The organism is Arthrobacter sp. sptzw32 (assembly GCF_059089735.1).
The window spans coordinates 343,189-369,487 of the sequence record NZ_JBNHEZ010000001.1; the positions used below are offsets into that span (position 1 = coordinate 343,189).

Sequence of the window (26,299 nt, forward strand, 5' to 3'; positions counted from 1 at the left end):
AACTTCTTCCGGTGGCCCCGCTTTTTGGTGTGCCTAGCTGGCGCCGTCGGCCTCGCGGTAGATGCCCGCCATCCAGTCCTCCACGTCGTCCGCCTTGCGCGGCAGGGCGGCGCTGAGGTTCACCGGGCCCCCGGCGGTCATCAGGATGTCATCCTCGATCCGCACGCCGATGCCCCGGTATTCAGCGGGAATGGCGAGGTCCTCTTCCTTGAAGTACAGGCCGGGTTCGATGGTGAACACCATGCCTTCGGTAAGGATGCCGTCCAGGTACAGCTCGCGCTTGGCCTGGGCGCAGTCGTGCACATCGAGGCCAAGGTGGTGGCTGGTTCCGTGCGGCATCCAGCGGCGGTGCTGCTGGCCCTCAGGGCTAATCGCTTCTTCGACGGTAACGGGCAGGAGGCCCCACTCCGCGAGGCGCTCGGCCAAGACCGTCGTGGCGGCGGTGTGGATTTCACGGAACCGGGTTCCCAACTGAGCGGCAGCAAAGCCGGCATCCGCGGCGTCGAGCACCGCTTCGTAGACTTTGCGCTGGACCTCCGAAAACACCCCGGTCGCCGGCAGGGTCCGCGTGATGTCGGCGGTGTACAGCGAGTCGACTTCCACGCCGGCGTCCAGCAGCAGCAGCTCCCCGGCGTTGATTTTTCCGGTGTTGCGGGTCCAGTGCAGGACGGTGGCGTTGTTGCCCGAGGCAGCAATGGTGTCGTAGCCGAGTTCGTTACCCACCTCCCGGGCGCGGGCGAAGAAGGCGCCCTCCACGACGCGTTCGCCGCGGTCGTGCGTCAGTGCCCGGGGCAATGCCTTGACTACTTCCTCGAATCCCTCCACGGTGGCGGCGACTGCGAGCTTCATCTGCTCAATCTCCCACTCATCCTTGAGCAGGCGCAGCTCAGAGAGCGCTTCGCTGAGCTTTTCGTCCAGGGCGTCGAGGACGGCGAGGTCCAGGTTGTCGGGGTCCTTGGCCGTGTTGTACCGGGCGGTGTCCACAAGGGCGTCGATGTTTTCGTCCACCTTGCGGACCAGGCGGATGGAGATGCCGCCAATTTCAGGGGCGCCCACATTCTTGGTGATGGCCGTTTCGAGCTGGTCGATGTGTGCCGTGGCAAGGCCGAGGCGGGCTTCAAACTCAGCGAGCGTGGGACGTGCGCCGATCCAGAACTCGCCTGAGCGTGAGTCGGCGTAGAACTGTTCGGTGTCACGCCCGGCGAGCGGCCGGAAGTAAAGCGCGGCGCGGTGGTTGCCGCCGTCGTCGCCCTTACCTTCTTCAACGGGTTCCAGGATCAGGACAGCGTCCGGCTCGTGGTCAAGGCCAAGCCCGGTGAGGTGCGCGAAGCCCGAGTGCGGACGGAAGCGGTAGTCGCAGTCATTCGAGCGCACCTTCAGCGGTCCGGCCGGGATGACCAGGCGTTCGCCCTTGAACTGGTCGGAGATGGCTTTGCGCCGGGTCGCGGCGTGGCCGGCGACGGCGTCACGGACCGGAAGTTCCTGGCTTGACGGAGCCCAGTTGCTGGCCATGAAGGCCTTGAAGGCATCGGAACTGGGCCGCTGGGAGCGGTTGTTGACGCGCTCTTCCAGAGGCTGGGCAGCAGAATTTTGGGTGTTATCGGCATCGTTCACGGCACCATCGTCTCACCAGCATGAAGGCTTGGGCGAATACCGGAATGAACGGGGGAGCCGGGGTCTACTAGGCTGGGATGGTGAGGATTGACCTGCATGCCCACTCCAATGTTTCCGACGGCACGGAAAAGCCCGCCGACGTGATGGCCTCGGCAGCCCGCGCCGGGTTGGACGTGGTGGCCCTGACCGACCACGATTCCACCGCCGGCTGGGTGGAGGCGTCCGCTGCGGCAGCGGAGCACGGCGTGGCCCTGGTGCCCGGGATGGAAGTTTCGTGCCGAACCGAGCAGGGCATCAGCGTCCACCTGTTGAGTTACCTGCATGATCCTGCACATCTGGGGCTGCTGGAGGAAATCACCAAGGCCAAGGATGCCCGGCAGACCCGCGCCGAGCGGATGGTCACGCTGCTCGCTGAGGATTACCCGCTTACCTGGGACGACGTCATCCACCATGTGGCGCCGGGCGCCACCCTGGGCCGCCCGCACATCGCGGACGCGCTCGTGGCTGCAGGTGTGGTGGAGGACCGCTCCGAGGCCTTCGCCTCCATCCTCACCTCCCGGTCCCGCTACTTCATCCAGCACTACGCGCCGGACCCGGCCACCGCCGTCGAACTGGTCCGGGCAGCAGGCGGCGTACCCGTGTTCGCCCATCCGGTGGCCTCCTCGCGCGGCCGCATCGTGGGGGAGCAGGTGTATCAGGAGATGATTGACGCCGGGCTCGCCGGCCTGGAGATCGACCACCGGGACAACTCCGAGGACGGCCGCGGGTTCCTCCGCAGGCTCGCCGCCCGGCATGACCTGCTGATCACCGGATCGTCCGACTACCACGGGACCGGCAAACCCAACCTGCTCGGCGAAAACCTGACGGCGCCCGAGGTCCTGGCCCGCATCGAGGACATGGGGACCGGGACCGCCGTCGTCCGCCCCTGACCGCTCCCGCCCACCCAACTGACTGGCATTAGATGTCGTTTTGAGCGGTCAAAACGACATCTAATGCGAGCTAGTTGGGTGGGAACGAGCTGAACTCGGCGTGCGCACCCAGGCGCTTGGCCATGATGTCGATCGCGGGCTGGTTCTGGTCCACGCACACAAACTTCCGGCCGAGCTTTGCGGCTACGGCTCCCAGCGTGCCGGAGCCCGCAAAGAAGTCCAGGCACCAGTCACCGGGCCGGCTTGAGGCCGCCACCACGCGGCGGACCAGGCCTTCCGGCTTCTGGGTGGGGTAGCCGGTTTTTTCCTTGCCGGTGGGCGAGACGATGGTGTGCCACCAGACGTCCGTGGGCAGCTTTCCCAGTTCCCGCTTGGCGGGGGTGACAAGCCCGGGAGCCATGTAGGGTTCCCGGTCCACCTCGGCACTGTCGAAGTGGTACTTGGCCGGGTTTTTCACGTACACAAGGATGTTGTCGTGCTTTGTGGGCCAGCGGTTCTTGGCACGGGCGCCGTAGTCGTAGGCCCAGATGATCTCGTTAAGAAAGCATTCCCGGCCGAAGATGGCGTCCAGCATCACCTTGGCGTAGTGCACTTCGCGGTAGTCGAGGTGCAGGTACAGGGTGCCGTCCTCAGCCAGCAGGCGCCAGGCCTCGACGAGCCGCGGTTCCAGGAACGACCAATAATCGCTGAACGCGTCGTCGTAGCGGTGCAACGCCCCTTTGACGGTGTCGTAGGAGCGCCCCTTGAAACCCACCCGGTCGCCGGTGCCGTCTGCGTTAGCCACCATGGTGGTCTGCTGGCGCTGCTGCGGGCGGCCGGTGTTGAACGGCGGATCCACGTATATCAGTGTGAAGGCGCCGTCCGGCAGCGAGGGGAGGAACTCCGCGTTGTCCGCGTGTACCACCAGGCTGCTGCCGTCCGGCGCCCAGACAGTGTCAGTCATGAAGGGGATTAGGCCTCGGTGCTGCCATGCTGTGCCGCGGTGTCGCTGCCGGCCACTACCTCGCCGTTGCGCCGGCGGGTACGCGTGCGGGAACGGCGGGCGCGCGAGGGCTGCTCGCCCTCGGTTGCAGCCGGGGCAGCGGCGGGTGCGTCGCCGGCGGCAGCGGGGGCTGCAGCTGCATCGGAGGTACGACGGCGGCGCTCGCCCGTGCGGGCTGCGGAGTCACCGCCGGTGCGTCCGCCGTCGCGGGTTCCGCCCCTGCTGTCACGGCCGCGGCTGGTGCGGTCCCGCCCGTCGCGCTCACGGGACGGGCCGCCGTCACGGGTGCCGCGGCTGTTGTTCTTCTTGCCGGTTTCCCCCAGGTCCTCAAGGACCTCTGCATCCACCCCGGCAAGGGTGCGCTTGTCACGGGGCAGGCGGCCCTTGGTGCCCTCGGGGATGTCCAGGTCTTCGTAGAGGTGCGGGGAGGAGGAGTAGGTTTCGACGGGCTCGGGCACGCTGAGGCCCAGGGCCTTGTTGATGAGGCCCCAGCGCGGCATGTCGTCCCAGTCGACGAAGGTCACGGCGGTGCCCTTGTTGCCCGCGCGGCCGGTGCGGCCGACGCGGTGCAGGTAGATTTTTTCGTCTTCCACGCACTGGTAGTTGATCACGTGGGTGACGTCGTCCACGTCGATGCCGCGGGCGGCGACGTCGGTGGCCACCAGGACGTCCACCTTGTTGTTGCGGAAGGCACGCAGTGCCTGTTCGCGGGCGCCCTGGCCCAGGTCGCCGTGGATGGCAGCGGCGGCAAAGCCGCGGTCCACGAGTTCCTCCGCCACCTTGGCCGCGGTCCGTTTAGTCTTCGTGAAGATAATGGTGCGGCCGCGGCCGCGGGCCTGCAGGATGCGGGCCACCACTTCGGTCTTGTCCATGCTGTGGGCACGGTAGATCAGCTGCCGGATATCGCGCTTGGTCAGGCCCTCGTCGTCCGGATCTGCGGCGCGGATGTGGGTGGGCTGGGTCATGTAGCGGCGGGCCATGGCGATGACCGGGCCGGGCATGGTGGCGGAGAAGAGCAGGGTCTGGCGGACAGCGGGGGTCCCGGCAATGAGCGTTTCGACGTCGGGCAGGAAGCCGAGGTCGAGCATCTCGTCAGCTTCGTCCAGGATGACGATCTTGACGTTCTTCAGGCTCAGGTGCTTCTGCTTGTAGAGGTCGATGAGGCGGCCGGGTGTGCCCACCACGATCTCCACGCCCTTCGTCAAGGCCTCCACCTGGGGCTCGTAGGCACGGCCGCCATAGATGGTGGCGATGCGGGCGTTGCGTTTCCGGGACGCTGTTTGCAGGTCGTTGGCCACCTGCACGGCGAGTTCACGGGTAGGCACGATCACCAGGGCCTGGGGCGCGCCGGGAACGGCCAGCTTCTCATAGCCGGGGTCGTCCTGGCCCACCACGCGCTGAAGGGCGGGGATGCCGAAACCCAGGGTCTTGCCGGTACCGGTCTTGGCCTGGCCGATGATGTCGTGGCCGGACAGGGCAACCGGCAGGGTCATGGCCTGGATGGGGAACGGGTGGGTGATTCCCGCGTCGGCCAGGGATTCAACGATGTCAGCGCGGACGTTATAGTCCGCGAAGGACTTTTCCTCGATCTCGTGGGGCAACTCGTCCGAGATGATGGTTTCTTCGGGCTCGATAACTTCGGTGCCGGTCTCGTCGGTCAGAAGCTGGTGGGTATGCAATTCACTCACTGGGGAGTTTCCTTATTCATTTGGGCAATGGCGCTGCCTGCTCAACGGGCCGGCCGCAAGGCTGTTCCGGAGCACGCTCGGGCGCACACGCAATTCCAGTGGAAGCCGATCGCGGGCTATCTAATTGCTGGCACTGGTGACCAACGGGTGTATCTCAAGATCGCGTAGGGGCGGGCTTGTTGGTTTCAAGGAAATCAACGACCGGGCATCCATTTCTACTTCTTCAGTCTAGCCGCAACAGCCCGATTCCCGGCTTTGGCCGCCAGGGGCCGTAGTTGCGGGCCGTGCCGCCGCTACTCGACGAGCTCGAAATGGACTTCCCGCGTGGCGATATCGGAGGAGACCAGGCGGACCCGGACCTTGGTGCCGGACTCCAGTTCGCCGGCGCAGCGGGCAGTCACCGCCGGATCTGCGATCTGGACGATCCCCGAACCGCCGTTGCCATGGCCGTTCTTCCCGTTGCCGTTGCCGTTCCTGCCGTTCTCTTTTTGCGGTTTGGACCCGGAGATGACAATGGCATCAAATTCCTGCCCCACGTGGTTGACCAGCAGGGCCGCCTCCACGGTATCCAGGGCCGTGCGCTCCATCCGGGATGCCAGCTGGTCGGAGCCGGCCATGATCTCGGGCAGGGACGGAAGGGCCTCCCTCGCCCATCCCGGCACTTCGCCGCCGCTGCTCAAAGCCTCGCAAATCACCAGCACAAAGCGGTCCACCAGCCGGCGCAGCGGGGCGGTGGTGTGCGCATAGGCGGCGCCGATGGCCGATTGCACCGCGTCCTCCGGGACGGACCCGTCAAAGGCCGTGTAGGCGGCGCCCCGGAACAGCATGCCGGCGGAGTGCATGATGGCCAGCTGGCGGGGTTCCGTCGGGTCCAGGCTCCGCAGGTATTCGCCGTAGCTGACTTCGCCGTCCCAGGGCTTGCCCAGGGCCTCGGTCTGCAGCCGGAAGTGATTCAGGGAGCGCTCGTCCGGGGAAGGCATGGTGCGCAGGATGCCCACCTTCCCCGCCAGCATGAGCTGGGCCGCAGCCATTCCGGTCATGAGGGATATCTGTGCGTTCCAGTCCTCCACCGGAAGCTGGGGAGCGGCGGCAATCCGGTAGCCGCCGTCGGGAAGCTGGACGATCTCCTGTTCCGGCATGTTCAGGCTGGCACCGCCGCGGGCCCGCTCCAGCTCCACGCGCTTGAGCCCCACCTCCCTAAGGAGCAGCAGCACCGGGGCCGCGGTGCCGGCGTCGAGCTCGGCCTGCACGCCCTTGTAGCTGAGCTTCGCGCGGCTGCGCATCCGGGCCCGCTTTACCGCTACGGACTGCACCCCGGCGGCGCTGTCCAGGCGGAAGTCCCAGACGAACGCGGAGCAGTCCTGGCCGGGGAGGAGGCTTCCGGCCTGTTCGCTGATGACCTCCGGATGCAAGGGGATCCGCCCATCGGGGGCATAGAACGTCTGGCCGCGCCGGCGCGTTTCCGCGTCCAGGGGCCCGCCGGGGGCCACGAAGGCGGGCACATCCGCAATGGCATACAGCACGTGGTAGCCGTCGCCGTCCGGCTCGATGAACAGGGCCTGGTCCAGGTCCGTCGACGACGCCGGATCGATGGTGATGAATTCGATGCCGGTGAGGTCATGGCTGGGGAGCTGCAGGGACTCGACGGCCGCCTTTGCGTCAGCCACCGCGTCCTCCGGGTAGGCGCCCGGCAACTCCAGCTCGGTCCGCAGGGCGCTCAGGGCCGCCTCGAGCGCGTTGTTGTGCTCGTGGACGTTGGGAGCCAGCCGATGGTGTGACACGAAAATCAGCCTAGCCCGAATCCCGGCCATAATGCAGGTGCCGGGCCCGGATCACCCCACGTTGCTGATCCCGCCGCGGACGCCGTCGCTCGGGCGCCCGAAGTCAGGGCTTCCGGGCGTCCAGCGCCGCGAGTAGCGCAGCGGCGGCCGCTGCCGGATCGGAAGCTTCCGTAATGGCGCGGACCACCACGATCCTGCGCGCGCCTGCAGCCACCACCTGCTCCACGTTGCCATGGTCAATGCCCCCAATCGCGAACCAGGGGAGGCCGTCGTCGGACTGCCCTTCCAGGCCGGCCGTCCGCGCAGCTTCTGCGGCGTACTTCACCAGGTCGAGCCCTACCGCGGCCCGTCCCGGTTTGGTGGGGGTAGCCCAAACCGGGCCTACACAGAAGTAATCCAAGCCTGCCGGAGCCGAGGCTGCAGCCAGGGCGGCGTCCACCTGCGCCGGGCTGTGGCTGGAGAGGCCAATGGCGGCATTGCCGTTGAGCAGGGTCCGCGCAGCCTCGAGGGGCAGATCCTTTTGGCCGATATGGAACACCGGGGCACCGGACAATACGGCGATATCCGCCCTGTCATTGACGGCCCAAAGCCGGCCGTGCCGCTCTGCCGCTTCCTTGAGGACGGCCAGCAGTTCGAGCTCCTCGGCTGCCTCGATGTTCTTGTCCCTGAGCTGGATGATGTCCACGCCACCGGAAAAAGCGGCATCAACGAAATCCCCGAAATCCCCGCGGTCCGTGCGCGCATCGGTGCAGAGATAAAGGCGGGCAGCGTGAAGGCCGTTGCTGATCTTCGCGCTGCCAAGGACGTCAGTGCCGGCGGCAGGGGCGTGGGACACATTCATGGACCAAAGCCTAGTTCCTCTACACTGGCCTCGTACTGCGGGAGCCCGCGGCAGCTGTCACAAAGCGCCGGGCTGAGAGGGCGTCAGAGCCGACCGCTTGACCTGATCCGGTTAATGCCGGCGTAGGGAAGGAGACACATGGGCGCACCTTCAGGCAGCTCTCTCAACGCCCAGTCCGGGCGGGCGGACAACATCGTCCACGCCGACGTCGCCGTCATCGGCGGCGGAGTCATCGGCCACAGCATCGCGTGGGAGGCGCAGCGCTCCGGCCGCGCAGTGGTGGTCATCGACGACGCGCCGGGGTCGGGGGCGAGCTGGGCTGCCGCAGGAATGCTGGCTCCGGTGAGCGAGCTGCACTACCAGGAGGAGGACCTCCTGGAATTCATGCTGGAGGCCTCCGTACGCTGGCCGGCTTTCGCCGCCGGCCTCGCTGCAGCTTCAGGGACAGATCCGGGATACATTACGACGCCGACCCTCGCCGTGGGAGCCGACGCCGGGGACCGCCGCGCCCTGATGGACCTGCGCACAGTCCAGCAGGCGAACGGCCTCTCCGTTGAACCGCTCACCGTCCGGGCAGCGCGGCAGCGGGAGCCGCTGCTCAGTCCCGGGATTTCCTGTGCACTGGACACCCCGGCGGACCACCAGGTGGATCCGCGGCTGCTGGTGGCCTGCCTGCAGGCCGCCCTGGCCGGCGGGCGTGCGGGTAACGGAGGCGGGAGCAGGGGCCGCGCCGCAGGGCACGGCACCGCAGCAGCCGGCGCCGTCGACGGTTATGCAGTCCCTGCCCGCGCGGCCGGGCTGCTGTGGCAGAACGGAAGGGTCGCCGGGGTACGCCTGGCAGGCGGGGGTGCCGTGTTGGCCGCCGAAACGGTGGTGGCGAACGGGCTGCACGCGGCAGCGCTGGAAGCACTGCCCGGCAATCTGCATCTGCCGCTGCGGCCCGTCTACGGGGACATCCTGCGCCTTGCCGTTCCCAAGCATGTGCAACCCCTGGTCACGTCCACCGTCCGCGGGCTGGTGCACGGCGTCCCGGTCTACATCGTCCCGCGCCGGGACGGCACAGTGGTGGTCGGGGCAACCCAGCGCGAGGATGCCCCCTCGGCCGCTGATGCCGTTTCCGCCGGCGGCGTATACCAGCTGCTCCGGGACGCGCTGGTGCTGGTCCCCGCCGTCGCCGAACTTGAACTGCTGGAAGCCACCGCCCGGGCCCGCCCCGGAACGCCGGACAACGCACCGCTGCTCGGGCGGGTACCCGCGGCGTCCGGGCCGGCCGGCCGGGACGCCCGTTATGTCGCCGGGCTCATCATTGCCACCGGCTTCTTCCGCCACGGAGTCCTGCTGGCTCCGGCGGCTGCCGCCGTCTGCCGGGACCTTTTGGACGGCGGGCCGGACCCGCGGTGGGCGGCCTTCAACCCTGGCCGTTTCTCCCGCTCCGGCTACCCGTCCACCAACCGCTTACGCCAAAAGGAAACAGCATGAACATCACCTTGAACGGAACCCGGCACCTTGTACCCGAGGGCGCCTCCATAAGCGCGCTCGTCAGCGAGGTCACCGGACGCCCCCTCGCTGCCACCGGCCAGGCCACCGACGGCCGGAAGCTTGGCGTGGCTGTCGCGCACAACTCGGAGGTAGTGCCGCGCAGCCAGTGGTCCGCCATCGCGCTCGCGGACGGCGACGAAGTCGAGCTCGTCACGGCCGTACAGGGAGGCTGACACCATGACCGAAACCATCACCACCTCAAGCTCAACCGGCCAGGACGATCCGCTGGTGATCGACGGTGTCGCGCTGACCTCCCGGCTCATCATGGGCACCGGCGGTGCCCCCAGCCTTGACGGCCTGGGAGCGGCCCTCCTGGCCTCCGGAACCGCCCTGACCACCGTGGCCATGCGGCGGTACTCCACCGCGGAAACGGGTTCACTATTCCAGCTGCTCATGGACCACGGCATCCGCGTACTGCCCAACACCGCCGGCTGCTTTACTGCCCGGGACGCCGTGCTGACCGCCGAACTGGCCCGTGAGGCGCTGGAAACAGATTGGGTGAAACTGGAAGTCATTGCCGACGAACAGACCCTGCTGCCGGACGCCGTCGAACTGGTGGACGCCACGGAGCAGCTCGTCAACAGGGGATTCAAGGTTTTTGCGTACACCAACGACGACCCTGTCCTTGCCCTGCGGCTCGAGAACCTCGGGGCCACTGCCGTGATGCCGCTGGGGGCACCGATCGGCACGGGACTGGGCATCCTAAACCCGCACAATATCGAGCTGATCGTCTCCCGCGCCTCAGTGCCGGTGGTTCTGGACGCCGGCATCGGCACTGCCTCGGACGCAGCCCTGGCCATGGAACTGGGCTGCGACGCCGTCCTGCTGGCCACGGCCGTGACCCGGGCACAGAATCCTGCCCTGATGGGGGAAGCCTTCAAACACGCAGTGATCGCCGGTAGGCTGGCACAAGCGGCCGGCAGGATACCGCGCCGCGAACATGCACTGGCGTCCTCGGCCATGGAGGGCCGGGCCGAGTTCCTGTAGGCCTCCCCCCTGGTGCTGCGGGCGCCGGCCACCAGGCAAGGAGCAGCTATGGCCGGCAAGGACGTTCTTTCTCCCGAGCGGCTCGAGGACGCCCTGGCGGTCCTGCCGGACTGGCAGTACAGCGGGGGTGCGCTGGTGACCTCATACACACTGCCGACGGCGGCTGCCGCGCTTGAGCTGATTGCCGCCGTCGGGCGCCTCTCCGAGGAGCAAAACCACCACCCTGACCTGGAGTGGCGGTACAACCTGGTGTACCTCCGGTATACCTCCCACGATGCCGGGGGAGAGGTCACGGCCCGCGACGTGCGCGCGGCCGAGGCAGTACGTGAAGCTGCAGCCGCGCTGCAGGCGGTTGCCGAGCCTAAGAAGCATCCCGCCGGCTCTTAACCGCCTGTGCCACTGCCTCGGGCAGTGGCCACAGTATTGCGGTCCGGTTAGAGCTTTAGGGCGGCAGTAAGCCGTTCCAGGTCATGCCTGGCCCTTGTGCGTCCCAGATAGAGGACAACGGCCACCGCCGCCGCAGTACCCAAAATAATGGGGAGGACCCACGGCAGCCACGTCATTCCCGGCCGGTACCCGAAGCCCGCAGCCATCAAAATGATCCAGGTAACAGCCCCGACACCCACACTGACGGCGGCGGGAAGGACTGCCCCGTATTTTGTGTGCCGTTTGTCATTGGCCCAGACGATGAAACCTGCAGCTGCTGTTACCAGCACCACGATGGTCAGCGAAAGCATGGCTCTCCTTGGAATGCCGGCCCCGGGCCGGGGCGCGGGACTAGAACTGGCCGAAACCTACGCGGCGGACTTCTTCGGCTCCGATCTCTACGTAGGCGAGGGCCTTGCCGGGAACAATGATCAGGCGTCCCTTGTCATCCTTGAGCCGCAGTTCGCTGCCGCTGGTGATGGCTTCCTCCACAACTTTGGCTACGGAGTCTGCGTCCTGGACAGATTCCAGCACAATCTCGCGGCCAACATTCTGCACGCCGATCTTAATTTCCACAGGGGCCTCCCAGCCGTTCACGTTTCTCGGGTTATGTCTTATTTGTAGTCTAGGACTCTTTGGGGAAGCGAGAGATTCCGCGCCAAGCTAAACGGTAGATGAGGTCGCTGGCCACATCCAGGTCCAGGTTCCCGTCTGTTTCGAGCCAGTACCGGGCACTGACCTGCGCCATCCCGGCAAGCCCGCGTCCCAGCAGCTCTGCCTCCAGGTGGGGAAGCTTTGTGTCCTCCGCGATGACGTGGGCAATGGCATCGGCAAACGTCCGGTTGAAGGTTTCCAGCCGTGAGCTGACGTCCGGATCGTTAATGAGGTCTGATTCGAAAACCAGCCGGTGGGCCTGGTCATCGTTGGCGATGAACTGGAAGTAGGCACGCATCACGGCCTGAACACGTTCGTCGTTGTCCGTGGTGGAGTTCAGCGCTCCCAGCATCAGTTCCGTGAGGGACGCCAGGTGGCTCTCGAGCAGGGCAAGGTACAGTTCCCGCTTCGAGGGAAAGTGCTGGTACAGGACAGGTTTGCTGACATGGGCGGTTTCGGCGATTTCGTCCATGGCGGCGCCGTGATAACCGTTGGCAACAAAGACTTCCTGTGCTGCGGTAAGAAGTTGTGCTCGCCGTTCGTCCCTTGGAAGCCGGGCGGACCGTTGCCCCGCGGGGCGCGAAGCGGTTTGGGGTTCGGCTGCGGACGGGCGGTCAGCCCGTGCTTCATGGACCACAGTTGTCCTTCTTTCCCTTGCAGTTACCCCCACTCTACTTCGGGGTAATATGACCCGGCGGTATCCTGGGGCATACATTGAAGTATGGCTTCGTCATTCACGGCAAATGTTTCGGCTGTCTCACTGAATCCCCTGGTTGAACCGGCGGATGCGCTCACTCCTGGCGAGGTGGAGCGCTACTCGCGGCACCTCATCATTCCCGAGATCGGCGCGCTGGGGCAGCGGCGGCTGAAAAACGCAAAAGTACTGGTGATCGGCGCCGGCGGGCTCGGATCACCCGCGCTGCTCTACCTGGCGGCCGCCGGGGTGGGAACAATCGGAATCATCGACGACGACGCCGTTGACCTCAGCAACCTGCAGCGCCAGGTCATCCACGGCGTGGCGGACGTGGGCCGGCCGAAGATTGAATCGGCGCGGGACGCCATCGCCGCCCTCAATCCGCTGGTGGACGTCCGGCTGCATAACGTCAGGCTCGATGCCTCCAACGCCCTGGAGCTGTTCGCCGGCTACGACCTCATTCTGGACGGTGCCGACAACTTTGCCACCCGCTACCTGGTGAATGACGCCGCCGCCATCCTTGGCAAGCCATACGTGTGGGGCTCCATTTTCCGGTTTGACGGGCAGGTGAGTGTCTTTTGGGAAAAGCACGGGCCCACCTACCGTGACCTCTATCCTGAAGCGCCGCCGGCGGGCTCCGTTCCGTCCTGCGGCGAGGGCGGCGTGTTCGGGATGCTCTGCGCAGCCGTGGGGTCGCTGATGGTGACTGAGGCAGTGAAGCTGATTACCGGCGTCGGACGTTCATTGCTGGGCAGGGTAGCCCTATTCGACGCCCTGGGCGGCAGCTGGCGGGAGATCCGCGTGTCCAAGGACCCGGCAGCAGAGCCCATCACTGAGCTGACCGACTACGAGGCGTTCTGCGGCATCACCCCGGCAGCGCAGGCGGACACGGAACACACGGTCACCGCAACGCAGCTGGCCACCATGCTGGCGTCCAGGAACGCGGGCCTAAAGGACTTCGAGCTGGTGGATGTGCGGGAGCCCGGCGAGTACGACATTGTGCGCATCGACGGCGCCGTGCTCATCCCGCAGGGACGGATCCTTGCCGGTGAGGCGTGGCAGGAGCTTCCGCAGGACCGGGACATTGTGTTCCTGTGCAAGGCCGGTACCCGCTCTGCGAACGTGCTGGCGGCGGCCCAAAAGGCGGGTTATCAGCGGGTCAGCCATCTCGACGGCGGGATCCTGGCCTGGGTGCGCGAGGTGGAGCCCAACAAGCCGGTCTACTGACCCGCGCCCCCTGCCACGCTCTCTCACTTACTGCACCTTTTTGCGGAACCCTCTCTCACTTCCGTGTGAATAGTGAGAGAGGGTTGCCGGAAAGTCTGCAGGATCTGAGAGAGGGTTGCCTGGGCTGTGGGTGGTCAGGCGCTTTCGAGGCCGCTGTGGTCCACCGGGCACTCGGCCTGTGGAACTGCACGTGCTGCCGGCTGCTCCACGGTGATCCCGTAGAGGGCTTCCAGCGCTGCCACGTACTCGTCCTGCTGTCCGTTGGCGGCAAGTTCCCGGGCGCGCACCGTGGGGACGTGAAGAAGCTGTTTGACCATGCGCCGAAGTGCGAACTCCACTTCCTCGGCCGCGGCGGTGCAGCCGTGCCGGGCGCGGACTTTTTCCATCTCGGCGTCCAGGACGTCCATGGTGTGCCGCCGCAGCGCGACAATCGCGGAATCCACGGAACGGGCCTCCCGTTCCTGTTCAAAGGCCTTGGCGGCGCCGCTGACAATGCCGCTGGCCTGGGTGAGTGATTCAGCCTGTTCCTGCGGTGCGGCGAGGCGTACGGACTCCAGCGTCAGCAGCTCAACGCCGTCCAGTTCGCCCACGCCGGGGTCGAAGTCGTGTGTCAGGGCGAGGTCGATGGCAATCAACGGCTGCGGCGAATCCGCACGTACCAGGGCAAGTTCGTCAGCTTCCACCCGGGTGTCGGAACCGCTGCAGCCGATCATCACGTCGGCTGCGGCAACGGCGGAATGGAGCGATTCGGCGTCGAGCGCAGTGCCGCCGCGAGTAGCGACAAACCCTTCAGCGCGGCCCGAAGAGGAGAAGACGGAGATGTCGGTGCAGCCGCGCTCACGCAGCAGAGCCATTGTGGCGCCTGCGTAGGCTCCGGTGCCGAAGACCACTACCTTCTTGTTGGACCAGTCCGGGTTCTCGGACAGGTCGGTTGCCAGGTCCAACGCCACGGAAACGATGGACAGGCCCCTGGAACCGAGGGCGGTCTGCGCGCCGACGTCCTTGGCGGTCTTGGAGGCGGCCTGGAAAAGGCGGACAAGCCCGGAACTTGCGGTTCCTTCATGCTGTGCGGTGATCAGTGCACGGCGTACCTGGCCGGCGATTTCACGCTCTCCAACCACCGCTGAATCCAGTCCGGCGCTGACGGCGAAGAGGTGCTGGCTTACTTCGGGTCCGGTGCGGGTGCTGAAGGAGCGGGAGACGAGCGGCTCGCTCAGTCCGCTGACTTCGCTGATCTGTGCGACGAGGGCGGCCCGGGCGGCCTCAACATCGTCCGGGTGGGGTGCTTCGCCGTAGATTTCGTACCGGTTGCAGGTGGCAAGGACCACTGCACCCGTCACTGCCGGCGATCCGGAGAGAGCGGATGTGGCGATCCCCGAAGCACCGCTGCTCAACTGAGCAACGGTCTCAAGATCGATGTCGGCGTGTGTAGCCACCAATGAGAAAAGAACCACAGCAGGTCAATCATAGCTTTTTCGTTCCTCGGTAGAACAACTGCCCGGCACCGAAGCGGGCGGCCGGGGCTGTGATTCCTGCCACGACGCGGGCGGGGCGCTCTGCCATGACAGCCTGTCGTTATCTTTTACTGCCGTTTTTGGGCACAATCAAAGGCATGACTTCGACCCCTGCCACGTCCGCTGCCGGCGCCCTTGCTGCAGACCATCCACTGGTGGATGGCCGCACCGCAGACTCGCCGCTGATCACGGCCTACCGGGGTGGAAAGCCGTCCCGCCGTCCTGTCTGGTTCATGCGGCAGGCCGGACGCTCCCTGCCGGAGTACCTCAAGGTCCGGGAAGGCATCGCCATGCTGGACTCCTGCCTGCGGCCGGAGCTTGCCTCGGAGATCACGCTCCAGCCGGTCCGCCGCCACGACGTGGACGCCGGCATCTTCTTTTCCGACATCGTTATCCCCCTGAAGCTCGCGGGGGTGGGCGTGGATATCGTCCCCGGAGTAGGTCCGGTCCTGGACAGGCCCGTGCGGACCGCCGCCGACGTCGCAGCCCTGCCGCAGCTGACCTGGGAGGCGCTTGAGCCCATCCGGGAAGCGGTTCGCCTTACCGTGGCAGAACTCGGCAGCACCCCCCTGATAGGTTTCGCCGGGGCGCCTTTCACCTTGGCGGCCTACATGGTGGAGGGCAAGCCGTCCCGCGACCACCTCGGACCGCGCACCATGATGCACGCGGACCCGGAGACCTGGCAGGCTCTCTCCAACTGGGCCGCCGATGCGTCCGGCCTGTTCCTGCAGGCCCAGCTGGAATCCGGCGCCTCCGCCGGGCAACTGTTCGACTCCTGGGCGGGCTCACTGGGCCTGGCCGACTACACAAAGTTTGTGGCGCCGGCATCCACCCGCGCCCTCCACCACGTGCGGCACCTGGGCGCGCCGCTCATCCACTTCGGGACCGGCACCTCCGAGCTGCTCGTGGCCATGCGGGACGTGGGCGTGGACGTGGTGGGCGTTGACTACCGCCTGCCGCTTGATGAGGCCAACCGCCGGCTGGGCGGGTCCGTCCCGCTCCAGGGCAACATCGACCCTGCCCTCCTCCCGGCCCCCTGGGAAATCCTCGAAGCCCACGTCCGCTCTGTTATCGCCGCCGGAGCGGCGGCACCCGGCCATGTCCTCAACCTTGGCCACGGCGTTCCTCCCGAGACCGACCCGGCCGTCCTGACACGGGTCGTGGAACTCATCCACTCCATCTCCCCGGAGTAAAACCGTGACGGGTCACCCGGCTGGTGCCCGGTCCGCGCTGGTGCTGGGCGGCGGGATAGCAGGCCTCCTGTCAGCCCGGGAGCTCGCTGCTGCCGGACACCGCGTCACAGTCCTCGAGGCCGGCGGGGAGTGGGGCGGCTGCGTAGGCAGCCACGTCGTAGCGGGCCTGACATTGGACAGCGGCGCAGAGTCCTTCGCCACCCGGTCCGACGCCGTCGCGGACCTGGCCGCCCAGTTGGGCCTTGCGGACAGGATCGTTGCACCCCGGCCCGGCGGCGCCTGGGTCCAGCTCCCGGACGGCCCGCGTGAACTGCCCAAGACCGGCGTCCTGGGGATTCCGGCCAACCCCTGGGATCCCGAAGTCCGCCGGTCCCTGGGCCTGCCCGGCTCGCTCCGGGCCTCCCTCGACAGGATCCTGCCGGCGTCCATCGGAACGAGCGCGGATGTTGTCAGCGTTTCCGCGCTCGTCCGCGCCCGCATGGGACGCCGGGTCCTGGAGCGGCTGGTAGAGCCCGTTGTGGGCGGCGTCCACTCTGCAGATCCGGGACTGCTCGACGTCGACATGGTGGCCCCCGGGCTCCGCGCAGGACTGCGGCAGCACGGCTCCCTGGCCGGCGCCGTGGCTGCGCAGCGGCGCAACCGCAGCCGACCGGCAAAGGCAGGATCCGCCGTCGCGGGCCTCAAAGGCGGCATGTACACCCTGGTCAGCGCCCTCGTTCGTGACCTCCGTGGCCGGGGCGTCACGCTCCTCGCCAATGCGCGCGCAACCTCCGTGGTGCGGACAGCGGATGGGTGGCGCGTTGGCGCCGCCGGGGAAACGTTCGACGCCGGTTTGCTGGCTGTGGCAGTGGACGGACCGGCCGCCGTCGGGCTGCTGCAGCACGAGGTCCCGGCCATAGCGGGAAAACAACCCGGTTCTGGGCCCGACGTGCAGCTCGTCACCCTGGTCCTGGACAAGCCCGAACTGGACCGCCGACCCCGCGGCACCGGCATCCTCGTTGCGCCCCAAACTCCCGGCGTCCGGGCAAAGGCTCTGACCCATGCCACCGGTAAGTGGGATTGGCTGGCGGCCGCCGCAGGCCCCGGGCGGCACATCCTCCGGCTTTCCTACGGACGGGTTGACGGCGGCGGCAACCAATTGGGCAGGCCGGATACGAACGATGGGCTCCTGGCAGCAGCACTTTCCGACGCATCGGCACTGCTGGGCGTGGGCATCAGCCGGCAGGACGTCGTGGACTGGGACGTTGTCAGGTGGGGCGCCTCCCTGCCCTTTGCCGCCGTCGGGCACCGTGCCAAGGTGACGGCGATCCGAGAGGCGTGCAACGCCGTCGGCGGCCTGGCCGTGGTGGGCGGCTGGGCAGCCGGGAACGGACTGGCCGCAGTGGTGTCCGACACGGTGACGCAGATCCGGAGCCTGGCCGGCTGAACGTTAGTGCTGGTCAGCGGGGCCACGGCGCCAAACACGCCGGCCTGGAAGCGCTGTCCGGCGCCCCACCGGTTTTTAGATCGGGCGGCCCCGTAGTTAGGGTCGATGACTATGGTTTACAACAGGTCCGAGCTTTCCATGTCCCGGACCGGTACTAACGGGGGAGTCCGGCGAGGCGCAGCAGCCGCGGCAATCGGAGCGGTACTGGTTCTAGCCACAGGCGTCCCGGCGTCCCAGGCGGCTGAGGGATCCCCGAGTACTGGTGACCCGGCGGTTCCTGCCGTGGACACTCAATCCCTCCCGGTGGTAGCCCAGCTCCGGGGTAGTTCGGAGGATGCGCGCGAGGACGCGCCCGGGCAGAACCGCGGGAAGGACGCCAACGGTAAGGCTCCGGGAGGGAACGGGCATGGCCCTGGTTCCAAGCAGCACGCCGGTCCCAGCCCCGCTGCCACTCCTTCCGCGGTCCCGTCAGTACTTCGGCCAGCCGTAACGGCTACCCCGAAGCCCGACTCAACGCCCGCGCCCACTGCCCCTGCCGCAGTGTCACCGGCGCCGACATCCAGCGCCGCCGCATCCGGTACTCCGGCCGCCAGCCGCCCTGCGGCGCCCACCCCTGCCGGTTCCGCTTCCGCACCCGCATCGTCGCGGAAGGTGCCCGGGGTCGCGCCCACGGTTCCTGCCGCCGCTCCCGAGCTGCCCGCCGGCAGCGCCCCCGCGCCGGCCGCTCCGGCTGTTCCGGAAACGCCTGCAGCGGCGGGCGGGATCACGCCGGCAAAGCCGGCTTCGCCTGGATCGGACGCAGCCGGGAATTTCCCATCGGCAGAAAAAGACGGTGCCGTGACGGGCGCCGTGCCGGATGCAGCCCCGGCGGCCCGCGCCGCGGAAGGTGACCTCTCAGCGACCGGCGGGCAGGGGGCATCTGCGCCGGTCTACTCGATGCCGCAGGCCCTGCCGGGGTGGACGCCCTACGCCGCATCGGTACCTGGCTACAGTGCCCGGACCAGTGCCAGCCTCAGTGCCCAGCCGGAACCTAAGAGTGCCCTGGTGTGGCTTGGCTCGGGGCTGGTAGGGGTTGCCGGCGCCGCGGGACTGGTTTTCTTCCGGCTGCGGAATCCCTAGGCCCGGCTGCCGGGAGCGCCGGAACAGCTGATGCTGCTGTGACCTTAGTCACTTCTACGCGCTGTAGAACTCGCTGGTTTCGACTTGACGGGTACGAGGGGGCAAACTTGTAACCATGAGCCACACTTCTGCCGAATCTGTCACTAAAACCGAAGAATCAGCCGAGCAGTTCTTTACCCTTTGGACGGTCTTCAAGCGCTCCGAAGCCCTGATCCGCAGCGCTGATGCTGCCGCCGACTTTGAAGCCCTGCTGGAACGGCTCGCCGAGGCGGGCGTGACGCATCGCGGCAGCTACGACGTTTCCGCAATGCGCGCAGATGCCGACGTGATGGTGTGGCTCCACGGCCCCAAGCCGGAAGCGCTTCAGCAGGCAATCCGCGATATCCGTCGGAGTACCCTTTTTGCCGGAACCGAGATCGTCTGGTCCGCGATGGGCGTGCACCGTGAGGCCGAGTTCGCGAAGAACCACACTCCCGCGTACTCCCGGGGGGTGGCACCTGCCGAGTGGCTGTGTGTCTACCCGTTTGTCCGCTCCTACGAGTGGTACATCCTGCCGGACGCCGAGCGCGGGAAGATGCTCCGCGACCACGGGCTGCTGGGCCGCGACTTTCCGCAGGTCATCTCCAACACCGTCTCTTCCTTCGCGCTGGGCGACTGGGAATGGATCCTGGGCCTTGAGGCGCCCGAGCTCGTGGACTTGGTGGACCTCATGCGCCACCTGCGCGCCACAGAAGCACGCAACCACGTCCGCGAGGAGATACCCTTCTACACCGGACGCCGCATTTCTCCCGCGGAAGTTGCAGAGGTGCTGGCATGAGCCCCCTTGACGCCCGGGATCCCGCAGCAGTTACCGCTCTCAATCCCGTAACCGAGGCGGGCCGGATGGCCCCCAAGGATTACGACGCCGTCCTGCTCGCGTCCTTCGGCGGGCCCGAAGGGCAGGAGGACGTGATTCCGTTCCTCCGCAACGTCACCCGCGGCCGGGGCATCCCGGACGAACGGCTCGAAGAAGTCTCGCACCACTACCGTGCCAACGGCGGCATCAGCCCCATCAACCAGCAGAACCGTGAGCTGAAGGCGGCCCTTGAGGCAGAGCTTGCCGCCCGGGGCATCGACCTTCCGGTGCTCTGGGGTAACCGCAACTGGGCCCCGTACATTCCGGAGACCCTGCAGGATGCGTACGGCGCCGGGCACCGCCGCCTGCTCATGATCACCACCAGTGCCTACTCCTGTTACTCCAGCTGCCGCCAGTACCGCGAGGACATTGGCATGGCACTGACGGAGACCGGTCTGGACGGCCGGCTCGAGGTGGACAAGGTGCGCCAGTACTTTGACCACCCCGGCTTCGTGGAGCCTTTCGTCGAAGGCACCGCTGCGGGCCTGGCGGACGTGCGGGCAAAGCTTGCCGCCGCCGGCACGCCCGACGCTCCGGTTCAGATCCTGTTCGCCACCCACTCCATCCCCACGCGTGACGCAGACGCCGCAGGTCGGTCCGAGGGCGAACCCCGCGAATTCGAAGAGGGCTCGGCGTATGTTGCCCAGCACCTTGCCACCGCTGCCGCCGTGATCCAGCGTGTGGAAGAGGAATCAGGCCTCACCGCCCCCTGGAGCCTTGTCTACCAGTCCCGGTCGGGCGCCCCGCACGTGCCGTGGCTCGAGCCTGACATCAACGACGCCATCGAGGAGCTGGCAGGCCAGGGCGTCAAAGGCATCGTCATTGTGCCACTCGGTTTTGTCAGCGACCACATGGAAGTTGTCTGGGACCTGGACACGGAAGCCTTGGAGACCTGCGCAAACCTCGGTCTCGCCGCGACACGCGTTCCAACACCCGGCACGCACCGCAAGTTCGTCAATGGCATGGTGGACCTGATTTCAGAGCGTACCGCCACCAACAACATCAGCGAACGCCCGGCCGTGACCGCCCTGGGGCCCTGGTACGACGTCTGCCGTCCGGGATGCTGCGCGAACTTCCGGGGTGAAAAGCCGACCATCGCAGGAGCGGACACCACTATCGGGACCGGCCACGATCCCTACCCCGGTGAAGCCGCCGGGGACCAGTCCGCCGCAGGCCAGTCCAGCCCGGCCGGGGGAGCGCCGCACCAGTGACGGTCCGTATCGGAACCCGTGCCAGCAAGCTGGCACTGACCCAGACGCAGCAGACTGCCGACCAGCTCGCCGCCGTCGGAGGCTTCCCCGTGGAGCTCGTCCACATCCGGACCGACGGCGACGTCCTCACCGGTTCCTTGTCGCAGATGGGCGGCACAGGCGTTTTCGTCGCTGCCCTGCGGGATGCGCTGCTGCGCAACGAATGCGACGTGGCGATTCATTCGCTCAAGGATTTGCCCACCGGCCCCGCAGTAGGGCTAAGCCTGGCGGCGACGCCCAAGCGGGTGGATGTGCGGGATGTCCTCTGCGCGCGCGACGGCCTGAAACTGGCCGACCTTCCGCACGGCGCCACTGTGGGCACGGGCTCGCCCCGCCGTGCGGCGCAGCTCCGCACAGCCCGGCCCGATCTCGACATCATGGACATCCGCGGCAACGTGGACACCCGGCTGGGCAGGGTACCCGGGCTGCCCGGCAACGTCACGGATGACGTGGTTGCGGGCAAGTCCTGCGACCTCGATGCCGTGGTTCTTGCTGCCGCAGGTCTGGAGCGCATCGGCCGGCTGGACGCCGTCAGCGAATTCCTCGAAACGGACATCATGCTGCCCGCTGGCGGCCAGGGCTCGCTCGCCATTGAATGCCGCACCGCCGACGCCCCGCCCCGGCTGGGCTCCACCGACGGCTCAAGGGAAGTCCTGGCACAGGCACTTGGCGCGCTGGACGATCCGGACACCCGGCTCGCCGTCACCGCTGAACGAGCCCTGCTGGCCCGGCTGGAAGCCGGCTGTGCAGCACCGGTGGGCGCCTACGCCTTCCGTAAGGGCAGCATGCTTCACCTTGAAGCCGTGGTATGTGCCGTGGACGGCACCGCTTCGGTCAGGGACAAGCGGGCAACCGACGGGCTCACGGAAGTAGGGGCCACCCTGCTGGGCATCGAACTTGCAGAAATCCTCCTGGCCGCCGGTGCTGCCGATATCGCGGACCTGCAGGCCTCCTGAGCCGGCCGTGGAAGTGCCTGCCCGTGGTGTCCAGCACCCGCCTGACGGGGAGAACCGACCATGACGGACAGCAGCACGGCCGGCGCCGCTGCGGAGCTAGGGAGCGGGAAGCCGCTGGGCGGTGCCAGGGTACTGATAACCCGCAGCCCTGAACGGTCACTGCAACTTTTGGCGGCGCTTGTGGAGGCCGGCGCGGAGCCGCTCCTGCTTCCACTGATCGACTTCGAACGCGCCGCGGACCAGCACTCCCTGGATGTCGCCTGCGATGCGCTCGGCGTCGGCGCTTTCGACTGGCTGGTGGTCAGCAGTGCAACCACAGTCCACGTACTCAACGCCAAGGCAAGTGAACGGGGAGTGACGCTTCAGCAGTGGATTCCTGCGCGCACGCGGATCGCTGCGATAGGACCGGCCTGCCGACGGCTCCTCGAAGCCGCCGGCCTTCCGGTGGCGCTGACGCCCAGTAGCGAACAATCCGCCGCCGGACTCCTGGAGGTCTGGCCTGCCGGCGCCGGGAAGGTACTGCTGCCCCAGGCGGATATCGCTTCGCCACGCCTCGCCGAAGGCTTGACGGCGGCGGGCAGCACCGTCACCGCAGTCACCGCGTACCGTACGGTTGACTACCCGGCGGCAGCGGAGCGCAGGCTGGTAATACCGTCTGAGGATGCGGGACCGGGGCAGCGGACGCCGTCTTACTCCCTCCTGGCACCGGAGGCAGCCGCCGCAGACATCGCAGCCGGGAGGATCCACGCAGTGGTGGCGGCTTCGCCCAGCGCCGTGAGGCGCATCTCCGCGCTCCCGCCGTTGCGCCGATGCCGCCTGGTGGTGATCGGGCGGTCGACGGCGGAACAGGCCGCTGCTTTGGGCCTCCCCGTGGCAGCAATCGCCGAAGAACCAACGCCCCGGGGGCTGGTTGCCGCCGTCGAAACGGCGCTCGGTGCAGGACAGCCCGCAGGTGAGCCGCCGTAAGGGGCAGCAAACGCCAGTTGGAACTTTCCCGCTTTACCCTCACCGTGAAGGACACCGCATGACTTTTCCGAGCCAACGCCCCCGCCGCCTGCGCACCACCCCCGCCATGCGCCGATTGACCGCTGAAACCCGGCTGGCCCCGGCAGAGCTGATTTTGCCGGCTTTCATCCGGGAAGGCCTCAGCGAGCCGAACCCCATCAGTTCGATGCCCGGCGTCGTCCAGCACACCACGGAGACGCTCAGGCGGGCAGCGGCGGAAGCCGTGCAGCTGGGCCTGGGCGGGATCATGCTGTTCGGCATCCCGGAGACCCGCGACGCAGAGGGCACAGCCTCCCTTGACCCTGAGGGGGTCCTGAACAAGGCAATCCGGGACGTCCGGGCAGAGGTGGGCGACGACCTGGTGATCATGAGCGATGTTTGCCTGGACGAGTTCACAGACCACGGGCACTGCGGCGTATTGGATGCCGGGGGGTACGTGGACAACGACCGCACCGTTGGGATCTACGCGCAGATGGCGGTAGCACAGGCGGAGGCTGGAGCCCACATGCTGGGTCCCTCCGGCATGATGGACGGGCAGGTCGCGGCGATCCGCACCGCCCTGGACCATGCAGGCCACACCAACACGTCCGTCATTGCCTACGCTGCAAAGTACGCATCGGCCTTCTACGGACCGTTCCGGGAAGCCGTGGACTCCCAGCTCAAGGGGGACCGCCGGACCTACCAGATGGACGCGGGCAACCGTAGGGAAGCCCTCCGCGAGGTGGAACTCGACCTCGCCGAGGGGGCAGACGTAGTGATGGTGAAACCGGCCATGAGCTACCTTGACATCGTTGCCGACGTGGCGGACATGAGCCCTGTCCCGGTGGCGGCCTATCAAATCTCCGGGGAGTACGCCATGATCGAGGCTGCGGCCGCGAACGGCTGGATCGACCGGCGGGCGGCCATCACCGAATCCGTGCTCGGCATCCGCCGCGCGGGCGCCCACATGGTGCTGACCTACTGGGCAGCGGAACTGGCCGGCTGGCTGAAGGAGTCGTCATGAGTGAAACAAGCACCGGCGGGGGAGCCGGTCTGGATCCGGCATCCTCGGGCCGCCTGCCGCAGCCCGCGGCGGGTCCCACCGTTTTGGGGCCCACGGAACCGGTGGGCGAAGGCCGCATCCTGATCGGGCTGAATACCTTTGGTGACGTGGGGGAGCATCGGGACGGCAGCTCCCAGTCGCATGCGCAAGTACTGCGCCAGCTGCTGGAGCAGGCGGAGCTGGCGGACGCCGTCGGACTTCACGCTTTTGATGTTGGGGAGCACCACCGCAAGGACTACGCCGTGTCTGCGCCCGAGGTCTTCCTCGCCGCGGCTGCCGCCCGCACCACCCGGATCCGCCTGGGTTCGGCCGTTACGGTCCTCAGCTCCGACGATCCCATCCGGGTGTTCCAGCGCTTTTCCACCGTTGACGCGCTCTCCAACGGCCGCGCCGAAGTGATGCTGGGCCGCGGATCATTCGTTGAGTCCTTCCCCTTGTTCGGGCTGGATCTGGCGGACTACGAGGTGCTGTTTGAGGAGAAGCTTGAGCTCTTCGACAAGGTGCGTGCCCAGAAGCCGGTGCATTGGGAAGGCCGGACCCGGCCAGCAATTGCCGGGCTGAGCGTGTACCCGCCCCTGGAACGGCACCTGCTGCCCACCTGGATCGGCGTCGGCGGAACACCCGAATCCGTGCTCCGGTGCGCGCAGTACGGCTACCCCATTATTTTCGCGATCATCGGCGGGCAGCCGCGCGCGTTCCGCCCGCTGGTGGACCTGTACCGGGAGGCCATGTCCAAGTACGGCCACCCAATGCAGCAGGTTGCCACGCATTCGCCCGGCCACGTGGCAGATACGGACGAGCAGGCCCGGGAGGAGCTCTTTCCGCACTGGCTGAAGCTGCGGAACAAGATCGGGGCCGAGCGCGGCTGGGGTCCTGGCGGAAGGGGAGAGTTCGACGCCCTGTGTGCGCCCGAAGGGGCCCTCTACGTCGGCTCACCGGAAACCGTCGCCCGAAAAATTGTCCTGCTCAAACAGACCCTGGGCGTGGACCGTTTCGACCTCAAGTACAGCAACGGCCCGTTGCCGCACTCTGCCATGATGCACTCCATTGAACTGCTGGGCACGGCGGTGGCGCCCCGGGTGTCGGAACTGCTCGGCAACTGACACGCCGGCCAGCTGAGAGAATAGGAACCATGACTTCCAGCAACCCTCGCAACGAGGCACTCTTCGACCGCGCCCGCCAGCTGATGCCGGGCGGGGTCAACTCTCCTGTACGGGCGTTCGGGTCCGTCGGCGGAACCCCGCGCTTTATGGTCGCTGCCAAGGGCCCGTACCTGACGGACGCCGACGGCAAGGAATACGTGGACCTGGTCTGCTCGTGGGGCCCCGCCCTGCTGGGCCACGCGCACCCCGCCGTACTCGATGCGGTCCACGCAGCTGTGGACCGCGGCCTGTCCTTCGGCGCATCCACCCCGGACGAGGCGAACCTCGCGGCGATCGTCAAGGAACGTGTTCCTGCCGCCGAACGGGTCCGTATGGTTTCCACAGGCACCGAAGCCACCATGACGGCTGTCCGGCTTGCCCGCGGCTTCACCGGCCGGAACCTGATCATCAAGTTCGCAGGCTGCTACCACGGCCACCTGGATGGACTGCTGGCCTCGGCCGGCTCCGGCGTAGCCACCCTGGCATTGCCCGGTTCCGCCGGCGTCACCGAGGCCACGGCTGCTGAGACCCTGGTGCTCCCTTACAACGACCTCACTGCCGTCAAGGAAGCATTCGCCGCCCACGGACCCAACATCGCAGCAGTCATCACCGAGGCGGCTCCGGCCAACATGGGCGTAGTCACGCCCGGCGAAGGCTTCAACCTCGGCCTGTCCCGCATCACCCGCGAACACGGCGCGCTGCTCATCGTCGACGAGGTCCTCACAGGGTTCCGCACCGGTTATTCCGGCTACTGGGGCCTCACTGGCGGTGCGCCGGATGCCGCCGAGCCATGGGCCCCGGACCTGCTCACCTTCGGCAAGGTCATCGGCGGCGGAATGCCGACGGCGGCCCTCGGCGGACGTGCGGACATCATGGACTACCTTGCCCCCATCGGTCCGGTGTACCAGGCCGGGACGCTCTCCGGGAATCCCGTGGCGATGGCTGCGGGTGTGGCTACGCTGACCCACGCCACCCGCGACGTCTACTCCTACATCGACGTGCGGTCGCTGGAACTGTCCTCCGCCCTGTCCGGCGCCCTGGACGATGCCGGCGTGGACCACTCCATCCAGTTCGCCGGCAACCTGTTCTCGGTGGCTTTCGGAACGTCGGCCCGCGGCGTGCAGAACTACGCCGACGCCCAGGCGCAGGAGAGCTTCCGGTACGCGCCGTTCTTCCACTCGATGTTGGAATCCGGCGTCTACCTGCCCCCGTCTGTCTTCGAAGCCTGGTTCCTGTCCGCCGCGCACGATGACGCAGCCATGAACCGGATCTTCGACGCCCTTCCGGCCGCAGCAAAGGCAGCAGCAGCCGCCCGCGGCTAGGAAGCCAGGGCAGTCCCGACGCCGGACACCCGGCGCCGGCCAGCAAAAATCCCCGGTTGCATCATGCAACCGG

At 67.3% G+C, this 26,299-nt stretch carries 25 protein-coding genes and 1 riboswitch; of the genes, 16 read left to right on the forward strand and 9 right to left on the reverse strand.

Going from position 1 to position 26,299, the window contains the following annotated elements; genetic code table 11:
- Nucleotides 1-33 precede the first annotated feature (33 nt).
- Nucleotides 34-1,614, reverse strand: a complete 1,581-nt coding sequence (locus AC5RVN_RS01660; RefSeq protein ID WP_494136875.1) for an aminopeptidase P family protein — start codon at nucleotides 1,612-1,614, stop codon at nucleotides 34-36.
- Nucleotides 1,615-1,694: 80 nt separating this feature from the next.
- Between AC5RVN_RS01660 and AC5RVN_RS01665 the strand changes: the two genes are divergently transcribed.
- Nucleotides 1,695-2,543: a PHP domain-containing protein gene (locus tag AC5RVN_RS01665; protein WP_494041832.1), complete on the forward strand. Its 849-nt coding sequence runs from the start codon at nucleotides 1,695-1,697 to the stop codon at nucleotides 2,541-2,543.
- Nucleotides 2,544-2,613: 70 nt separating this feature from the next.
- Here AC5RVN_RS01665 and AC5RVN_RS01670 read toward each other — a convergent pair whose 3' ends face one another.
- From AC5RVN_RS01670 to thiE, 4 genes are all read right to left on the reverse strand, one after another.
- A complete protein-coding gene (locus AC5RVN_RS01670) occupies nucleotides 2,614-3,486 on the reverse strand; it encodes a DNA-methyltransferase (protein WP_494136876.1) in 873 nt (290 codons plus the stop codon).
- A gap of 8 nt (nucleotides 3,487-3,494) precedes the next feature.
- Nucleotides 3,495-5,213, reverse strand: a complete 1,719-nt coding sequence (locus tag AC5RVN_RS01675) for a DEAD/DEAH box helicase (RefSeq protein ID WP_494105445.1) — start codon at nucleotides 5,211-5,213, stop codon at nucleotides 3,495-3,497.
- A 293-nt stretch (nucleotides 5,214-5,506) separates the two neighbouring features.
- A complete protein-coding gene (locus AC5RVN_RS01680) occupies nucleotides 5,507-6,994 on the reverse strand; it encodes an RNB domain-containing ribonuclease (protein ID WP_494136877.1) in 1,488 nt (495 codons plus the stop codon).
- 103 nt (nucleotides 6,995-7,097) lie between these two features.
- Nucleotides 7,098-7,835 carry a thiamine phosphate synthase gene (thiE, locus tag AC5RVN_RS01685; protein WP_494136878.1) on the reverse strand — a complete coding sequence of 246 codons (738 nt, stop codon included), beginning with the start codon at nucleotides 7,833-7,835 and terminating at the stop codon, nucleotides 7,098-7,100.
- Nucleotides 7,836-7,862: 27 nt separating this feature from the next.
- A riboswitch (TPP riboswitch) is annotated at nucleotides 7,863-7,981 on the forward strand.
- Between thiE and AC5RVN_RS01690 the strand changes: the two genes are divergently transcribed.
- The 4 genes from AC5RVN_RS01690 (at nucleotide 7,974) to AC5RVN_RS01705 (ending at nucleotide 10,748) form a co-directional block, all read left to right on the forward strand.
- Nucleotides 7,974-9,314, forward strand: coding sequence for an FAD-dependent oxidoreductase (locus tag AC5RVN_RS01690; RefSeq protein ID WP_494136879.1), 1,341 nt, complete (start codon nucleotides 7,974-7,976; stop codon nucleotides 9,312-9,314). It overlaps the preceding riboswitch by 8 nt.
- The gene (thiS, locus tag AC5RVN_RS01695; RefSeq protein ID WP_494136880.1) at nucleotides 9,311-9,547 is read left to right on the forward strand and encodes a sulfur carrier protein ThiS; all 237 of its coding nucleotides are present in this window, start codon (nucleotides 9,311-9,313) and stop codon (nucleotides 9,545-9,547) included. Before AC5RVN_RS01690 ends, thiS begins: the two co-directional genes overlap by 4 nt.
- A 4-nt stretch (nucleotides 9,548-9,551) precedes the next feature.
- Nucleotides 9,552-10,361, forward strand: coding sequence for a thiazole synthase (locus AC5RVN_RS01700; protein WP_494136881.1), 810 nt, complete (start codon nucleotides 9,552-9,554; stop codon nucleotides 10,359-10,361).
- Between the two features lie 48 nt (nucleotides 10,362-10,409).
- Complete coding sequence (locus AC5RVN_RS01705; protein ID WP_494136882.1) at nucleotides 10,410-10,748, forward strand: 4a-hydroxytetrahydrobiopterin dehydratase; 339 nt, start codon at nucleotides 10,410-10,412, stop codon at nucleotides 10,746-10,748.
- Nucleotides 10,749-10,795: 47 nt separating this feature from the next.
- Here AC5RVN_RS01705 and AC5RVN_RS01710 read toward each other — a convergent pair whose 3' ends face one another.
- From AC5RVN_RS01710 to AC5RVN_RS01720, 3 genes are read right to left on the reverse strand one after another with little or no spacing between them, the layout of a single operon-like run.
- On the reverse strand, nucleotides 10,796-11,098 hold the full coding sequence (locus AC5RVN_RS01710) for a hypothetical protein (protein ID WP_494136883.1): 303 nt from the start codon (nucleotides 11,096-11,098) through the stop codon (nucleotides 10,796-10,798).
- A 40-nt stretch (nucleotides 11,099-11,138) separates the two neighbouring features.
- Nucleotides 11,139-11,363 carry a DUF3107 domain-containing protein gene (locus tag AC5RVN_RS01715; RefSeq protein ID WP_494105441.1) on the reverse strand — a complete coding sequence of 75 codons (225 nt, stop codon included), beginning with the start codon at nucleotides 11,361-11,363 and terminating at the stop codon, nucleotides 11,139-11,141.
- A gap of 49 nt (nucleotides 11,364-11,412) precedes the next feature.
- Complete coding sequence (locus AC5RVN_RS01720) at nucleotides 11,413-12,078, reverse strand: TetR/AcrR family transcriptional regulator (RefSeq protein ID WP_494041821.1); 666 nt, start codon at nucleotides 12,076-12,078, stop codon at nucleotides 11,413-11,415.
- Between the two features lie 84 nt (nucleotides 12,079-12,162).
- Between AC5RVN_RS01720 and moeB the strand changes: the two genes are divergently transcribed.
- On the forward strand, nucleotides 12,163-13,362 hold the full coding sequence (moeB, locus tag AC5RVN_RS01725; protein WP_494136884.1) for a molybdopterin-synthase adenylyltransferase MoeB: 1,200 nt from the start codon (nucleotides 12,163-12,165) through the stop codon (nucleotides 13,360-13,362).
- A 134-nt stretch (nucleotides 13,363-13,496) separates the two neighbouring features.
- Here the strand turns inward: moeB and AC5RVN_RS01730 are convergent, their stop codons facing one another.
- Nucleotides 13,497-14,816 (reverse strand): glutamyl-tRNA reductase, encoded by a 1,320-nt coding sequence (locus AC5RVN_RS01730; protein ID WP_494136885.1) that lies wholly within the window; start codon nucleotides 14,814-14,816, stop codon nucleotides 13,497-13,499.
- Nucleotides 14,817-14,974: 158 nt separating this feature from the next.
- On the opposite strand from AC5RVN_RS01730, the gene hemE reads away from it, so the two are divergent.
- From hemE to hemL, 10 genes are all read left to right on the forward strand, one after another.
- Nucleotides 14,975-16,069 carry a uroporphyrinogen decarboxylase gene (gene hemE, locus AC5RVN_RS01735; protein ID WP_494136886.1) on the forward strand — a complete coding sequence of 365 codons (1,095 nt, stop codon included), beginning with the start codon at nucleotides 14,975-14,977 and terminating at the stop codon, nucleotides 16,067-16,069.
- 4 nt (nucleotides 16,070-16,073) lie between these two features.
- Entirely contained in the window at nucleotides 16,074-17,495 is a 1,422-nt protein-coding gene (locus AC5RVN_RS01740) for a protoporphyrinogen/coproporphyrinogen oxidase (RefSeq protein ID WP_494136887.1), read from the forward strand.
- A 282-nt stretch (nucleotides 17,496-17,777) separates the two neighbouring features.
- Nucleotides 17,778-18,614 carry a hypothetical protein gene (locus AC5RVN_RS01745; protein WP_494136888.1) on the forward strand — a complete coding sequence of 279 codons (837 nt, stop codon included), beginning with the start codon at nucleotides 17,778-17,780 and terminating at the stop codon, nucleotides 18,612-18,614.
- A 115-nt stretch (nucleotides 18,615-18,729) separates the two neighbouring features.
- Entirely contained in the window at nucleotides 18,730-19,431 is a 702-nt protein-coding gene (hemQ, locus tag AC5RVN_RS01750; protein WP_494041815.1) for a hydrogen peroxide-dependent heme synthase, read from the forward strand.
- Nucleotides 19,428-20,720: a ferrochelatase gene (locus AC5RVN_RS01755; protein ID WP_494136889.1), complete on the forward strand. Its 1,293-nt coding sequence runs from the start codon at nucleotides 19,428-19,430 to the stop codon at nucleotides 20,718-20,720. Before hemQ ends, AC5RVN_RS01755 begins: the two co-directional genes overlap by 4 nt.
- The gene (gene hemC / locus AC5RVN_RS01760; protein ID WP_494136890.1) at nucleotides 20,717-21,715 is read left to right on the forward strand and encodes a hydroxymethylbilane synthase; all 999 of its coding nucleotides are present in this window, start codon (nucleotides 20,717-20,719) and stop codon (nucleotides 21,713-21,715) included. Before AC5RVN_RS01755 ends, hemC begins: the two co-directional genes overlap by 4 nt.
- A gap of 60 nt (nucleotides 21,716-21,775) precedes the next feature.
- Nucleotides 21,776-22,681, forward strand: coding sequence for a uroporphyrinogen-III synthase (locus tag AC5RVN_RS01765; protein ID WP_494136891.1), 906 nt, complete (start codon nucleotides 21,776-21,778; stop codon nucleotides 22,679-22,681).
- 58 nt (nucleotides 22,682-22,739) lie between these two features.
- Complete coding sequence (gene hemB / locus AC5RVN_RS01770; protein WP_494136892.1) at nucleotides 22,740-23,723, forward strand: porphobilinogen synthase; 984 nt, start codon at nucleotides 22,740-22,742, stop codon at nucleotides 23,721-23,723.
- Complete coding sequence (locus tag AC5RVN_RS01775) at nucleotides 23,720-24,865, forward strand: LLM class flavin-dependent oxidoreductase (protein WP_494136893.1); 1,146 nt, start codon at nucleotides 23,720-23,722, stop codon at nucleotides 24,863-24,865. Before hemB ends, AC5RVN_RS01775 begins: the two co-directional genes overlap by 4 nt.
- A 29-nt stretch (nucleotides 24,866-24,894) precedes the next feature.
- The gene (gene hemL, locus AC5RVN_RS01780) at nucleotides 24,895-26,226 is read left to right on the forward strand and encodes a glutamate-1-semialdehyde 2,1-aminomutase (protein WP_494136894.1); all 1,332 of its coding nucleotides are present in this window, start codon (nucleotides 24,895-24,897) and stop codon (nucleotides 26,224-26,226) included.
- Nucleotides 26,227-26,299: the final 73 nt, after the last annotated feature.

Coding starts and splice junctions, on each gene's coding strand:
- AC5RVN_RS01755 (WP_494136889.1), top strand. CDS start 19,428: ATGAGCCCCCTTGACGCCCGGGATCCCGCAGCAGTTACCGCTCTCAAT.
- AC5RVN_RS01670 (WP_494136876.1), bottom strand. CDS start 3,486: ATGACTGACACTGTCTGGGCGCCGGACGGCAGCAGCCTGGTGGTACAC.
- thiS (WP_494136880.1), top strand. CDS start 9,311: ATGAACATCACCTTGAACGGAACCCGGCACCTTGTACCCGAGGGCGCC.
- AC5RVN_RS01700 (WP_494136881.1), top strand. CDS start 9,552: ATGACCGAAACCATCACCACCTCAAGCTCAACCGGCCAGGACGATCCG.
- moeB (WP_494136884.1), top strand. CDS start 12,163: ATGGCTTCGTCATTCACGGCAAATGTTTCGGCTGTCTCACTGAATCCC.
- AC5RVN_RS01775 (WP_494136893.1), top strand. CDS start 23,720: ATGAGTGAAACAAGCACCGGCGGGGGAGCCGGTCTGGATCCGGCATCC.
- AC5RVN_RS01690 (WP_494136879.1), top strand. CDS start 7,974: ATGGGCGCACCTTCAGGCAGCTCTCTCAACGCCCAGTCCGGGCGGGCG.
- hemL (WP_494136894.1), top strand. CDS start 24,895: ATGACTTCCAGCAACCCTCGCAACGAGGCACTCTTCGACCGCGCCCGC.
- AC5RVN_RS01710 (WP_494136883.1), bottom strand. CDS start 11,098: ATGCTTTCGCTGACCATCGTGGTGCTGGTAACAGCAGCTGCAGGTTTC.
- thiE (WP_494136878.1), bottom strand. CDS start 7,835: ATGAATGTGTCCCACGCCCCTGCCGCCGGCACTGACGTCCTTGGCAGC.
- hemB (WP_494136892.1), top strand. CDS start 22,740: ATGACTTTTCCGAGCCAACGCCCCCGCCGCCTGCGCACCACCCCCGCC.
- hemQ (WP_494041815.1), top strand. CDS start 18,730: ATGAGCCACACTTCTGCCGAATCTGTCACTAAAACCGAAGAATCAGCC.
- AC5RVN_RS01765 (WP_494136891.1), top strand. CDS start 21,776: ATGACGGACAGCAGCACGGCCGGCGCCGCTGCGGAGCTAGGGAGCGGG.
- AC5RVN_RS01705 (WP_494136882.1), top strand. CDS start 10,410: ATGGCCGGCAAGGACGTTCTTTCTCCCGAGCGGCTCGAGGACGCCCTG.
- hemE (WP_494136886.1), top strand. CDS start 14,975: ATGACTTCGACCCCTGCCACGTCCGCTGCCGGCGCCCTTGCTGCAGAC.